Origin of the sequence: uncultured Cellulomonas sp. (genome assembly GCF_947494015.1) — a bacterium.
Classification (GTDB): domain Bacteria; phylum Actinomycetota; class Actinomycetes; order Actinomycetales; family Cellulomonadaceae; genus Pengzhenrongella.
Genome location: NZ_CANLTL010000016.1, coordinates 1 through 13,851, shown reverse-complemented (window position 1 = coordinate 13,851; position 13,851 = coordinate 1). Strand labels below are relative to the sequence as shown.

The window sequence follows — 13,851 nt, the reverse complement described above, 5'->3', positions numbered from 1 at the left end:
ACACGCACACCGAGGCGAGTGGTCTCAGCCCGATATCTCCCATGCCTCAACAAGGAGCATCAGTGCGCCCGAGGTGGCGAGGACCAAGACGAGAGTGCGGACTGTCCCGGCGCTGATACGCCTACGGAACGGCCACGCCGCTCCTGCCCCAAGTACCAGACCAAGACCCGCCCACACCCACCGCGGCTCCCCCACGGGCAGCCCGAGCGCGCCCAGCGTCACGACGTTCAGCGGCATGGCGTAAGCCTGCAGCGTGGCGGCGCTGACCGCCGGAGCCCAGCCGCGGTGAGCGACGAACAGCGCCACTGGCGGTCCGCTGACGCCCCCGAGCACATTGAGTACCCCGCTCGCAGCGCCGGCGGCGACTGCCCCGACAGGAGCGTCAACCCAGCGAGCCCGCCAGCCGGAAGCGATGAGCACCACCCCCAGCAGCACTGCCGCCCCAGCGGTCGCCGATACCCAGGCACTGCTCAGGCGCGTCGTCAGCAGAAACGTTGGCACGACCAGCAGCGCTGCAGGAACGAACAGGCGCAGGGCGTCGCCCCACCGCACCAGGCGGTAAGTGCAGGTGAGCAGCACCACGTTGAGCACCAGTGACATCGTCACGCTCAGGCGCACCGCATCTGTTGTACCAAGCGTGAGCGCGAGCAGAGGCCCAGCCACGAGCGCGAAACCCAAGCCGCTGAGCACTTGCGCAGCAGCCGCCACTCCCACCACGAGCACAACAAGCCACCACACATCCCCGGCTAGCACCGTGAGATCGTGCCAGGCGTTCGGCCTATACGCCCCGACGGGCATCGGCCTCGACTGACAGAAGTCCCCGGCTCCCTGTGAATAATACTGTTCGAGCAACCGGGGCCTCTCGAGCTCATCGACGTCGCCGCCGGATCACCGGCCGCGGTGCGACCCGATCCCGTCCAGCCATGCTCACACCCGCACCGACGCCTCCACCCTTGCCCGACGAGGAGCACTGTGATCCCGCATGCCGCCCGTATCCGACGCACCGCCACCCGGATGGCGGACGGTCGTGAGCTGATCTACTTCGACGACTCCGAGCCGTACGTCTCGGGCGGCGCGACCCGCCGGCTGGACGACCCACGCCCGCTGCCGGACCGCTTCGCGCCGGTCGTCGGCGAGGACGGGGTGGCGCAGCCGGTGACCGGCCCCGAGCTGCGCCGCGACCCGCTCACCGGGGACTGGATCCCGATGGCGGCGCACCGGATGAACCGCACCTTCCTGCCGGCCGCGGACTCCAACCCGCTCGCACCGGCCCGGCCGGGCTCGGCGTACCAGGACGGCGAGATCCCGGCGGAGGACTACGACGTCGTCGTCTTCGAGAACCGGTTCCCGTCCCTCATGGCCATGCCGGGCGTGCCCGACGAGGTGACCCTCCGCGACGGCGAGCCGTTGTGGCCGACGCGACCCGCGAGCGGCCGGACCGAGGTCATTTGCTTCAGCCCCGACCCCACCGCGTCGCTCGCGTCGGTCAGCCCGACCCGGATGCGGACGATTATTGAGGCGTGGGTGGACCGCACGACCCACCTCGGCGCGCTTCCCGGGGTCGAGCAGGTGTTCCCGTTCGAGAACCGGGGCAAGGAGATCGGCGTCACACTGCACCACCCACATGGGCAGATCTACGCGTTCCCTTACCTCACCCCCCGCACGCTAGCGACGCTCGGCCAGGCCCGCGCTCACCACGAGTCAACCGGGCGGCTGCTCGGCGCCGACGTGCTCGTCGCCGAGCTGCGCAGCGGTGAGCGCGTCGTCCTCGAGTCCGAGCACTGGGTCGCCTACGTGCCGTTCGCGGCGCGCTGGCCGGTCGAGGTGCACCTCGTCCCCCGCCGCGACGTCCCGGACCTGCCGGGCCTGACCGACGCCGAGCGCGCCGACCTGGCCCCGGTCTACCTCGAGCTGCTGCGCCGCCTCGACCGGTTCTTCGTCGGCGCCGACGAAGAACCGGTGACGCTGCCGTACATCGCCGGCTGGCACCAGGCGCCGGTACGCGAGGGCCGGGAGCTGTCGCGGCTGGCGCTGCAGGTGTTCTCCGTCCTGCGCGCGCCCGGCAAGCTCAAGTACCTCGCCGGCGTGGAGTCCGGCATGGGTGCCTGGATCAGCGACACCACCCCCGAACGCATCGCGACCCGACTGCAGGAGCTGGCCCGATGAGCCGACACGCCGCTACCCCGGCGACCTGGGTCGACGCCTGGGAACCCGCCATTGGCGCCGAGCGCGCCACGGCCGCCTTCCGGACCCGCTTCGACGCGGAGCCCGACGGCGTGTGGTCCGCACCGGGCCGCGTCAACCTCATCGGGGAGCACACGGACTACAACGGCGGCTTGTGCCTGCCGATCGACCTGCCGCACCGTACCTACGTCGCGTTCCGCCGGACCACGGCCGTGGCCGCCGACGACGCCGTCGTCCGGCTCGCCTCCGCCCAGGAGCCGGACGCCGGGCTGTGGTCCTCCGCGCTGGCCGACGTCCGGCCCGGACGCGTCCAGGGGTGGCCCGCCTATGCCGCCGGGGTCGCCTGGGCGCTGGCCGAGGACGGGCACGCGATCGGCGGCTTCGACGCCGTCGTCGACTCCTGCGTCCCGTACGGTGCCGGCCTGTCGTCGTCGGCCGCGCTGGAGTGCGCCGTCGCCGTGGCCCTCGATGAGGCCTTCGGCCTCGGCCTTGCGGCCGACGCCGGGCGCGCCCGCCTGGTTGCGGCGTGCATCCGCGCGGAGAACGAGGTCGCGGGCGCCCCGACCGGTGGGATGGACCAGTCGTCGTCCCTGCGCGCGCAGGCGGGGCACGCCCTGCTGCTGGACAGCCTGGACCAGTCGGTGCGGCACGTGCCGTTCGACCTCGCCGCCGCGGGGCTGGCCCTCCTCGTGGTCGACACCAAGGCGGAGCACCAGCTCGCCGACGGCCAGTACGCCGCCCGGCGCACCGCCTGCGAGGCCGCCGCACGGCATCTCGGGGTCGCCACGCTGCGCGAGATCGCACCCAAGAGCCTCGACGACGCGCTCGCCCGGATCACCGACGACGACCAACCCACCGAGGTCACCCAGCGGCGGGTGCGGCACGTCGTGACCGAGATCGCGCGCGTCGAGAGGTTCGTGGCCCTGCTCGACGCCGGCCGCGTCCGGGACGTCGGCCCGCTCATGGACGCCTCGCACGCGTCGCTGCGCGACGACTACGAGGTCAGCGCCCCCGAGCTGGACGTCGCAGTGGACGCGGCCCGCTCGGCCGGCGCGCTCGGCGCCCGGATGACCGGCGGTGGCTTCGGCGGCTCAGCGATCGCCCTCGTCGAGGTCGGCGCGATCGACGCCGTCGCCGAGGCCGTCGCGCGCGCCTTCGCCGACGCCGGCTTCCACCCCCCGGCCTTCCTGGTCGCCGAGGCGGCGGCCGCGGCGGCCCGCACCGCCTGAGGCGACCTGCGCCACTGACCTCAGGCCAACCGGCTCCAGTTCATCAGCGGCGGCGGCATCGACCGGGGCCCAGGGCGCTCGTCGCCTGGGGCGTCGATCACCCGGCGCGCCAGGTGATCGACGCCCGCTACGACCCGCTCATGAACACCTAATCGACCGGTTCCGCGGGGGCGGTTCCTGAGTCCGGCCTGGACCGGACGTCAGATGTCGCCGGTCGCCCGGCGACGGCCTGAGCTCGGCGGGGGAGCGGTGCTTTGGCGGACCACGAGCTCGACCGGCACGACGGTGTGGGCGTCCCTGAGGTCGGCTCCCTCGTTGACCTGTCGCATGAGCAAGTCGACGAGGCAGTGACCGATGGCGTGGAAGTCCTGCGCGACCGTGGTCAGCGGTGGCCAGAGGTAGGACGCGAGGGGGATGTTGTCGAAGCCGACGACAGAGACGTCGTCGGGCACGCGCGTGCCGGTCTCGTGCAGGGCGCGGATCAGCCCGGCGGCCATCTCGTCGTTGGCGCAGAACACCGCGGTGACCGACCGATCGCGGGCGATCTGCCGGCCCTGCTCGTACCCGGACTGCGCCGACCAGTCGCCAAGGTGCAGCGGTGGCACTGGGAGCGCGGCGTCCTCGAGGGTCGCACGCCACGCCTCGATGCGCAGCTCTGCTGGTCCAGAGTCCGCTGGCCCCGCGAGGTGGTGGACGGTCCGGTGGCCGAGGTCGAGCAGGTGTTGCACGGCGAGCCGCGCACCGGCGGACTGGTCGGCGCCGACTGCCGGGTGGTGACCGATGAATCGCGAGTCCGACACCACGACGGGCAGGCGTGGAGGCAGCGCGAGCGTGGCCGGGGTCGCGGTCTCGGCGCGGATAATCACGAGGCCGTCGATGGCCTGGTGGGACAGTTGCGCGGCGGCCGCGCTGACGTCGTCCGACGACGGGCTGCGCACATCCACGAGGCTGACGGTGTAGCCCTCGGCACGTGCCGCGTCGACGACGGCCTCGACCGTGCGGGACTCGCCGGTGCGGGCCAGCCGGTGGGCGATCACCCCGATGGTGCGGAAGCTGCCGTAGCGAAGCGCCCGTGCAGCCGTGTTCGGGGAGTACCCGAGCTCAGTCATTGCCGCAAGGACCCGGCGACGCGTCTCGGGCCGCACGCTGTCGGCCCCGGTGGAGACCCGGGACACCGTCTGCCCGGACACGCCCGCGAGCGCGGCGACGTCTGCCATGGAGGGAGCCGGTCGGCTACGCGTGGAGGACGGCGTCCGTGCCGTTGGTTCTTCGGTCTCTTTCACCGCCATGGCTTCAGAGCATAGGGACAGCCAGCCGTCATGAACGACGTAACCAAGCCGTGACCTCTCTTGGAGGCACCTTGCCTTGACACCGCACCGGTCGGAGTGACAGCCTCGGGACGCCTGTTTACGTAAACATGCACTTGTCGGCAAAGGAGCGGATCTGTGGCACCGATCGTCCCGGCGCAAGGGCTGATGGCCCCTGCCCGGCGCAGCAACCCGCGCTCCTGGCAGGGCTGGGGCTTCGTCGGCCCCTTCATGGCCGTCTTCGCCCTGGTCTTCCTGGCGCCGATCGTCTACTCGCTCTACATCAGCGTCTTCCGCCAGCAGCTCGTGGGCGGCACGTCGTTCGTGGGACTCGAGAACTACCAGCGCGCCCTGAGCGACCCGCTGTTCTGGTCGGCGCTCGTCCGCGTCTCGCTGTTCCTGCTCGTCCAGGTGCCGATCATGCTCGGGCTCGCCCTGCTGGTGGCGCTGGCCATCGACAGTGGGCGGCTGTACGGAAAGAGCTTCTTCCGCATCTCGATCTTTCTTCCGTACGCGGTGCCGGCCGTCGTGGCGGCCCTCATGTGGGGGTTCATGTACGGCACGCGGTTCGGCCTGGTGGGTAACCTCAACGACGCCCTGGGAACGACGTTGCCGGACCCGCTCTCCCCGGGCCTCATCCTGGCCTCGATCGGCAACATCGTGACCTGGGAGTTCGTGGGCTACAACATGCTGATCTTTTACTCCGCCCTGCGGGTCATCCCGACGTCGCTGTACGAGGCGGCGGAGATCGACGGTGCGGGTCAGTTCCGGATCATCCGTGCGATCAAGATCCCGGCGATCCGTGGAGCACTCGTCATCGCGGCGATCTTCTCGATCATTGGCAGCTTCCAGCTTTTCAACGAGCCGAGCATCTTGCAGAGCCTCGCGCCGAACGCGATCACGACGTCGTTCACGCCGAACCTCTACGCCTACTCGCTGTCGTTCTCGGGGCAGCAGTACAACTACTCGGCGACGGTCGCGATCATCATGGGCCTAATCACGATGGTCATCGCCTACGTCGTGCAGCTGCGCGGCATGCGCAAGGAGGCGTGATGACCACGACCACCGCTTCCGCCACCACATCAGCGGGCCGCCGTGGCGCCGGCCCGCTGCGCACGAGGTCGCGACGCGCGCACAGCGTCGAACGCCCCCGCCGCAGCATGGTGCTGACCGTCGCCACCGGTATCGTGCTGATCTACAGCCTCGTCCCACTGGTGTGGCTGGTCATCAACTCGAGCAAGACACAGGCGAGCCTGTTCGGCTCCTTCGGCCTGTGGTTCAGCGGTGACTTCGCGCTGTGGGACAACATCGTGCAGACGCTCACCTATGACGGCGGCATCTTCGTGCGCTGGCTGGCGAACACGCTGCTCTACGTGGTCGCCGGTGCGGGCGGCGCCACCGCGCTGGCGATTATCGGCGGGTACGGCCTAGCCAAGTTCACCTTCCCCGGCAAGCGCGCGGTGTTCGCCATCGTGATCGGTGCGGTGGCCGTGCCCGGGACTGCACTGGCGGTGCCCACCTTCCTGATGTTCAGCCAGATGGGTCTGACCAACACGCCATGGGCCGTCATCATCCCCTCGCTGATCTCACCCTTCGGGCTCTACCTCATGTGGACCTTCGCCGCCGAGGCGATCCCCACCGAGTTGCTCGAGGCAGCCCGGATGGACGGCGCCAGCGAGGTGCGCACCTTCGCCCAAATCTCCCTGCCGCTGCTCGCCCCCGGCATCGTCACGGTTCTGCTCTTCACGATGGTCGCGACGTGGAACAACTACTTCCTCCCGCTGATCATGCTGCGCGACCCCGACTGGTACCCGCTCACCCTGGGCCTCAACGCGTGGAACGCACAGGCCGCCACCGCCGGCGGCGAGGCGATCTTCAACCTTGTCATCACCGGGTCCCTGCTCACCATCCTCCCGCTCATCGCGGCCTTCCTGCTGCTGCAACGCTTTTGGCAGTCGGGCCTCGCCGCAGGCGGCGTCAAGGAATGACCGACCACCACTTCACCTCACCCCCGTCGAGCCTGCCTTACCACCCACCATCGGAAGGAATTACCCATGAATGTCAACCACCGTCGCGCATTGGCGCGTGGCACCGCACTCGCCGGGGCACTGGCCCTCGCACTGACGGCCTGCGGGTCAAGCGGCGACAACGCCGCCGCCCCCGCCCCCGGGGATGCGGAGTCCGTGCTCGAGGCTGGTGGTGAGATCACGGTTTGGGCGTGGGAGCCGACGCTCGAGGCGGTCGTCGAGGACTTCGAGGCGGAGTACCCCAACGTCGATGTCGAGCTCGCCAACGTCGGCACCGGGAACGACCAGTACACGGCCCTGCAGAATGCGATCGCCGCCGGCGACGGCGTCCCGGACGTGGCCCAGGTCGAGTACTACGCGCTCCCGCAGTTCGCCATCGGCGAGTCACTCGCCGACATCGGCCCGCTCGGCGCTGCCGAGCTCGACGGCACCTTCACCCCCGGCCCGTGGTCCGCGGTGCAGCAGGCTGACGGCATCTACGGCCTGCCCATGGACTCGGGCCCCATGGCACTGTTCTACAACGAAGAGGTCTTCACCAACCTCGGCCTCGAGGTGCCGACCACCTGGGACGAGTACCTCGAGGCGGCCCGCGCCATACACGCAGCCGACCCCAACGCGTACATCGCCAACGACACCGGGGACGCCGGGTTCGTCACCAGCATGATCTGGCAGGCAGGCGGGCAGCCGTACGCCGTCGACGGCACCGATGTGACGATCGACTTCACGGACGAGGGCACGGCGAAGTTCGCCGAGACGTGGCAGACGCTCCTCGACGAGGACCTGCTGGCGCCGATCGGCTCGTGGAGCGACGAGTGGTACCAGGGACTGGGCAACGGGACCATCGCCACCCTGACCATCGGCGCCTGGATGCCTGCTAACCTCGAGTCCGGCGTGGAGGCAGGTGCCGGTAAGTGGCGCGTCGCTCCGATGCCGCAGTGGGAGGCGGGCGCGAACGCCACCGCGGAGAACGGCGGCAGCGCCCTCGCCGTCACCGAGGCCAGCCCCAACAAGGAGCTGGCATACGCCTTCGTCGAGTACGCGAATGCCGGTGACGGGGTGCAGACCCGCGTCGACGGCGGCGCGTTCCCGGCTACCGTAGCCGAGCTCGAGTCCGAGCAGTTCGTCAACAAGGAGTTCGAGTACTTCGGTGGCCAGAAGGTCAACGAGGTCCTGGCCGAGTCCGCGACGAACGTGGTTGAGGGTTGGCAGTACCTGCCCTTCCAGGTCTACGCCAACAGCGTCTTCAACGACACCGTCGGACAGGCCTACGTCGGCGAGACCACGCTGCAGGAGGGCCTCGCGGACTGGCAGCAGCTCACCACCGACTACGGCAACGACCAGGGCTTCACCGTCGAGAACTGACGCACTGTGACGAGGGGCGGGACGGCAGGCGCCGTCCCGCCCCTCGTCACGCCCCCGCAGCAGCACCCACCAGGAGGACGCCATGCCCACCCCCGAGACAGAGCGCACGTGGCTGCGCGCCACCGGCCCCGAGGGCCGGCGGATCGCCTACGGCGCCGACTACAACCCCGACCAGTGGCCACGTGAGGTCTGGGACGAGGACGTCGCGCTCATGCGCGAGGCCGGCGTCACCGTGGTGTCGCTGGCGATCTTCTCGTGGGCGAGGATCCAACCGGCCGCTGACCGGTGGGACTTCGGGTGGTTGGACGAGGCGATGGACCTGCTCCATGCGCACGGGATCGGCGTGGACCTGGCGACGGCGACCGCGTCGCCGCCGCCGTGGCTGACCACCGCGCACCCGGAGATCCTGCCGGTGACCCGCACCGGGGAGACCGTGTGGCCGGGCGCTCGTCAGCACTGGCGTCCGACGTCGCCCGTCTTCCGCGAGCACGCGCTGACGCTCGTCGAGGCGATCGCGACCAGGTACGCCGACCACCCGGCGCTCGTGGCATGGCACGTCAACAACGAGCTTGGGTGCCACAACGTGTATGACTACTCCGACGACGCCGCCAGAGCGTTTCGCCGGTGGCTGCAGGACCGCTACACCACCATCGAGGCGCTCAACCACGCCTGGGGCACCGCGTTCTGGTCCCAGGCGTACAGCGATTGGGCGCAGATCTTGCCGCCGCGGCTGGCGGCGTCCCATCCGAACCCCACGCAGCAGCTGGACTTCAAGCGGTTCTCGTCCGACGCGCTCAAGGACCACCTGCGGGCCGAGCGGGACGCGCTGCGCCGGATCACCCCCGGCGTGCCGGTGACCACGAACTTCATGGTCATGGGGGAGACCAAGGGTATGGACTACGCCGACTGGGCCCGCGAGGTCGACTTCGTCTCCAACGACCATTACGTGCTGCCCGGGCCGCAGAGCCTGGACGAGTTGTCGTTCTCCGCCAACCTGACCGGGCACCTGGCCGGCGGACGCCCGTGGTTCCTCATGGAGCACTCGACCAGTGCGGTGAACTGGCAGCCGGTCAACGTCGCCAAGAAGGCTGGCGAGATGATCCGGGACTCCCTCACCCACGTCGCGCACGGCGCCGACGCGGTGTGCTTTTTCCAGTGGCGCCAGTCCGCCGCAGGGGCGGAGAAGTACCACTCGGCGATGGTGCCGCACGCCGGGGTCGACAGTGACGTGTTCCGTGACGTCGTCGAACTCGGTCGGACCCTGGCGACGCTTCAGCCGGTCGCCGGCTCGCGGCAGGCACCGGCGCCGGTGGCGATCCTCTTCGACTGGCCGTCCTGGTGGGCCAGTGAGCAGGACTCCCACCCCACCGACCGGCTGCGGTACCGCGCGGAGGCGCTCGACTGGTACTCGGCGCTCCTCGCCGCCGGGGTCCGGGCCGACGTCGTGCCCACCGGCACACCACTGCGCGGCTACGACGTCGTCGTGGCACCCGTGCTGCACGTCGTGCCGGACCGCCTCGCGCAGGAGCTGGCCGACTATGCCGCGGGCGGTGGCCACCTGGTGACCACGTACTTCTCCGGCGTGGTCGACGAGAACGACCACGTCCGCCTCGGCGGGTACCCAGGCGCCCTGCGGTCCGCGTTGGGCATCCGGGTCCAGCAGTTCGCCCCGCTGCTGGACCATGAGCAGGTCCGGCTCGACAACGGCACGGTCGGCTCGGTGTGGAGCGAGCGCGTCGACCTTGTCGACGCGGACGTCGAGGTGCTGGTGCGCTACACCGACGGTGAGACGGCGGGACACCCGGCCGTCACCCGACGGCGCCAGGACGCCGGCTCGGCGACGTACGTCTCGACGCGGCTTGGTCCGCAAGGACTCGAGCCCGTCGTGGGAGCCGTCCTAGAGGCGGCCGGTGTGCGCAGCGAGCTGTCAGCCGACGTGCGAGGACGCGTGGAGCTGGCCGTGCGGGCCACGCAGGACGCCACGTTCTGGTTCCTCGTCAACCGCACGGCCGAACGCGTCGAGGTGCCGGACATCGCCGGCGAACTGCTCCTGGGCGTGCGCGAGGAGACATCTTCCGTGTCAGGGCCGGTCGTACTTCAGCCGCGCGGGGTCGCGGTCGTCCGCCGGTAGCGCCCGGTCACGGACGGTTGACGTCAACGCGACCGCCCACCAGGATGGCGACGTCAACATTCCGTGACCGGCCGACGTGCCGGCCCACGGCCAGGCAGCCCAATGGGGGGAGTAGGCGGATGTCACCGTCGTCATCAGCGCGAGGAAGGGTGGTGGCAGCAGCCACCGTCCTCGGATTGGCGGCCTCCGGGCTCGCTGCCACGGTAGGTGCGACCGCCGCAGGTGCGGCCGTCCCCGGAGACTCCGCCTCCCAGGCGGTCGTGGGTGAGGTAGCAGCAGCCGAAGGTGCCGTGCCGGTGACCGTGACGCCCAACCCGTCCTACCGTGCGAGCGACCCGTTCGAGGGCTGGGGGACCAGCCTGGTGTGGTTCGCGAACGCGACCGGCGACTACCCGGCCGACGTCCGCGAGGAGCTCTACCAGAAGGTCTTCGGCGAGGACGGCCTGAACCTGAACATCGCCCGGTACAACGTCGGCGGCGGCAACGCTGTCGACGTCGACAGCGACGCCTACATGCGTCACGGCGGAGCGGTCCCGGGCTGGTGGGAGCCGGACCTGGACGGCGACGGTGACACCGACGAGGCCACCTACGCCAACCGCGACGCCTACCGTGCGGCGTGGGACGCCGACGACGACTCCTCGTACGACTTCAGCGCCGACGCGGCCCAGCGGTGGTGGGTCGAGCGCCTCGTCGATGACGAGCAGATCACGCACTGGGAGTCGTTCAGCAACTCCCCGCCGTACTTCATGACCGAGAGCGGTTACGCGACCGGCGGGTTCGACTCGAGCGAGGACCAGCTGCGGCAAGACAGCATCGACGCGTTCACCGGCTACATGACGAGGGTGAGCGAGCACCTCGAGGACACCTACGGGTTCAGCTTCGACACCATCGACCCGATGAACGAGCCGAACACCGACTACTGGGGTACCTGGTTCGACGCCGAGGGCAACCTGCTGTGCTGCCGGCAGGAGGGCGCCCACATGGACCCCGCCCTGCAGGCCCAGGTCATCGAGTCCCTCGCTGAGCGGCTGGCCGACCCGTCGACCACGACCGACGCCGTCATCTCCGCCCCGGACGAGACCAATCCCGGCACCTTCGTCGAAGACTGGTACGGCTGGACCGACGCCGCCCGCGCCGCGACCGCGCAGCTCAACGTGCACACCTACGGCACCGGTGACCGGGTGCAGGCGCGCGACATCGCCAAGACCGCGGACAAGCCGCTGTGGATGAGCGAGGTCGAGGGCGACTTCAGCGGCGTGGACGGGCTTGACCTGGCCAACATCGACAACGGCCTGGGCATGGCCACCCGCATCGTGGACGACCTGCGCGAGCTCGAGCCGAACGCCTGGGTGTTCTGGCAGCCGGTCGAGGACCTGTGGAACATGGAGGTCGTCGAGACCGCCAACTGGGGCAGCATCTACATCGACTTCGACTGCGACGAGAACGGCAACTCCGCGCGGCGGATCGCGGCGGGGTACGAGGACCCGTCGTGCGAGGTGCTGACGAACGCGAAGTACAACACCGTCCGCAACTTCACTCACTACATCGCCCCCGGGGACCGGTACATCCCGACCAGCGACCCGGCGACGACGGCGTTCGTCAAGGGTGACGAGTCGGGCGCGACGTTCGTGCACGTCAACGCCTCGACGGACGCGCAGGCGCTCACCCTGGACCTGTCGCTCTTCGGCTCCGTCGCGGCGGACGCCACCGTGACCCCCGTGGTCACCACCGCCCCGACGACCGAGGACCTCGAGGCGAACGCGCTCGTCACCGGTGACCCGGTCGCCGTCGACGGCGCAAGCCGCACGGCCACCCTGACGGTCCCGGCCAAGTCCGTGACCACCTTCCTGGTCGACGGCATCAGCGGGGTCGCCCCCGACGCTGCGCCGGCCGACGGCGAGCCCCTCCTTCTGCGTGGCGTGGGCAGCGGCCTGCTGCTGACCGCCGACGGGACGCCCGCGGCGACGTCCATCGCACCGCTGGCCAGCACGGCGGCCGGTGCGCAGGGCCAGGCGTGGACGCTACACACGCTCTCCGGGGCGGGGACCAATGAGCGCACCGTGGTGATCACCGACGGGTCCGGGGCCGTGCTGGCCTCCGGGCCGGACCACACCACCACGCTGGTCGAGTCCAACCTCGAGACGGCTAGCGAGACCCCTGCGCAGCAGTGGATCCTCAACACGACTGACGGCCAGCACTACGGGCTGCTTAACGTGGCGACGACCGAGCAGCTCGAGGTGGGCGGTCAGGCCACGACGCCGGGCAGCGCGGTCGGACTGTGGGCGAGCAGCACGGGCGGTCACCAGGCATGGACCTTCCTGGACACCGAGCTCGAAGGGGTCGGCGCGGTCCAGGCGGCCACGGCCACCGGGACCGCCCCCGACCTACCCGCGACGGTCGAGCCGCAGTACCCGTGGGGCGCCGGCACGCCGGTGGCCGTGACGTGGCAATTGCCTGGCGCGGACGCGTGGGCGCAGCCAGGCACGGTGAGTGTCGTCGGGACCGGCACGGACGTGTTCGGCACGGACTTCACCGTCACCGCTCTGGTGGACGTCGGGGACTTTACCGTGACCGATCCCGTCTCGCTCAGTGCGTACGTCGGGTCCGCGGTCGCCGACCTGCGCGGCCAGGCGCCGACCACGGTCCCTGCGCACGTGGGCACCAGCCCCCGGGCGTTTGACCTCCCGGTCACCTGGGACTGGAGCGGCGTCACCGACGCGGCGACCGCCCAACCTGGTGTCGTGATGGTGCCGGGCACCGCGGACGCCGGCGAGACGACCCTGCCTGCCTCCCTCGCGCTCGTGGTGACCGCGGCCGGCCGGGTGAACGCGGCGGTGCTGCCGGCCACCACGGCGGCGGCGACGTCCACGGAGAGCGGGTACGACATCGACCGCACCCGCAACGGTGTGACGAACGACAAGGGCTGGTCCAACTGGCGCTCGGGCGGCCAGCGGGAGCAGGACACCCTGACCTACACGCTCGGCGCGCCGGCCCAGGTGGCCGGGATGACGGTGTACTTCTACCCCGACGGGTCCGCCCCGTCGTGGGCGCGCAGCTACGTCGCGGAGTACCGGGCCGCAGACGGCACCTGGGTGCCGACGACCGACGAGCCGCAGCCGGTGGCCGTGCCCGCCGCGGGCGCGCCGGTCGTGGAGATCGACCTGGGCGGGGTCCGGACGGACGCCGTGCGGGTCGTGCTCAACCCGACGCTGCGCGACGGGGCCCCGGTCCACATGACCGTGTCCGAGGTCGAGGTGGACGTGCTCACACCGACCCCGTCCGCAGTCGCCGAACTCGGCGCCCTGCGGGTCGGAGGAGTCCCCGTGGAGGGCTTCGCCCCCGACACCGACGCGTACACCGTCGAGGTCGCCGCGGGCGCCGTGCCGGTCGTCAGCGCCTTCGCACTCGACCGGTCCGCGTCGGTGACCATCGAGCAGGCCACCGCGGAGCAGCGCCGGGCCACGGTGACCGTCGTCTCGGCCGACGGGTCGGTCACCCGCACCTACGTCATCACCTTCACCACGGCCGGTCCCGAGCCGCGGCCGGTGCCGGAGTTCGTCGACGTGAGGGCGGGTGATGCCTTCTACACGGACATCCGCTGGCTCGCCGAG

At 70.6% G+C, this 13,851-nt stretch carries 9 protein-coding genes; 7 read left to right on the top strand and 2 right to left on the bottom strand.

Annotation, left to right across the window (positions count from 1 at the left end):
* Positions 1–24 precede the first annotated feature (24 nt).
* Positions 25–723: a TSUP family transporter gene (locus Q0840_RS15970; RefSeq protein ID WP_298461160.1), complete on the bottom strand. Its 699-nt coding sequence runs from the start codon at positions 721–723 to the stop codon at positions 25–27.
* Between the two features lie 291 nt (positions 724–1,014).
* On the opposite strand from Q0840_RS15970, the gene galT reads away from it, so the two are divergent.
* Entirely contained in the window at positions 1,015–2,166 is a 1,152-nt protein-coding gene (galT, locus tag Q0840_RS15965; RefSeq protein WP_298461157.1) for a galactose-1-phosphate uridylyltransferase, read from the top strand.
* Positions 2,163–3,413 carry a galactokinase gene (galK, locus tag Q0840_RS15960; RefSeq protein ID WP_298461154.1) on the top strand — a complete coding sequence of 417 codons (1,251 nt, stop codon included), beginning with the start codon at positions 2,163–2,165 and terminating at the stop codon, positions 3,411–3,413. The genes galT and galK overlap by 4 nt, the downstream gene beginning before the upstream one ends.
* Before the next feature lie 200 nt (positions 3,414–3,613).
* Here galK and Q0840_RS15955 read toward each other — a convergent pair whose 3' ends face one another.
* Positions 3,614–4,630 (bottom strand): LacI family DNA-binding transcriptional regulator, encoded by a 1,017-nt coding sequence (locus Q0840_RS15955; RefSeq protein WP_298461151.1) that lies wholly within the window; start codon positions 4,628–4,630, stop codon positions 3,614–3,616.
* Positions 4,631–4,888: 258 nt separating this feature from the next.
* On the opposite strand from Q0840_RS15955, the gene Q0840_RS15950 reads away from it, so the two are divergent.
* The 5 genes from Q0840_RS15950 to Q0840_RS15930 form a co-directional block, all read left to right on the top strand.
* Positions 4,889–5,773 (top strand): carbohydrate ABC transporter permease, encoded by an 885-nt coding sequence (locus Q0840_RS15950; protein WP_298461420.1) that lies wholly within the window; start codon positions 4,889–4,891, stop codon positions 5,771–5,773.
* A gap of 107 nt (positions 5,774–5,880) precedes the next feature.
* Entirely contained in the window at positions 5,881–6,708 is an 828-nt protein-coding gene (locus tag Q0840_RS15945) for a carbohydrate ABC transporter permease (RefSeq protein ID WP_298461417.1), read from the top strand.
* 66 nt (positions 6,709–6,774) lie between these two features.
* Positions 6,775–8,109, top strand: a complete 1,335-nt coding sequence (locus Q0840_RS15940) for a sugar ABC transporter substrate-binding protein (protein ID WP_298461147.1) — start codon at positions 6,775–6,777, stop codon at positions 8,107–8,109.
* Between the two features lie 82 nt (positions 8,110–8,191).
* Positions 8,192–10,240, top strand: a complete 2,049-nt coding sequence (locus Q0840_RS15935) for a beta-galactosidase (protein ID WP_298461146.1) — start codon at positions 8,192–8,194, stop codon at positions 10,238–10,240.
* Positions 10,241–10,536: 296 nt separating this feature from the next.
* A partial coding sequence (locus Q0840_RS15930; protein ID WP_298461144.1) for a glycoside hydrolase occupies positions 10,537–13,851 on the top strand: 3,315 nt, incomplete at its 3' end.

Coding starts and splice junctions, on each gene's coding strand:
- galT (WP_298461157.1), top strand. CDS start 1,015: ATGGCGGACGGTCGTGAGCTGATCTACTTCGACGACTCCGAGCCGTAC.
- galK (WP_298461154.1), top strand. CDS start 2,163: ATGAGCCGACACGCCGCTACCCCGGCGACCTGGGTCGACGCCTGGGAA.
- Q0840_RS15955 (WP_298461151.1), bottom strand. CDS start 4,630: ATGGCAGACGTCGCCGCGCTCGCGGGCGTGTCCGGGCAGACGGTGTCC.
- Q0840_RS15950 (WP_298461420.1), top strand. CDS start 4,889: ATGGCCCCTGCCCGGCGCAGCAACCCGCGCTCCTGGCAGGGCTGGGGC.
- Q0840_RS15945 (WP_298461417.1), top strand. CDS start 5,881: ATGGTGCTGACCGTCGCCACCGGTATCGTGCTGATCTACAGCCTCGTC.
- Q0840_RS15940 (WP_298461147.1), top strand. CDS start 6,775: ATGAATGTCAACCACCGTCGCGCATTGGCGCGTGGCACCGCACTCGCC.
- Q0840_RS15935 (WP_298461146.1), top strand. CDS start 8,192: ATGCCCACCCCCGAGACAGAGCGCACGTGGCTGCGCGCCACCGGCCCC.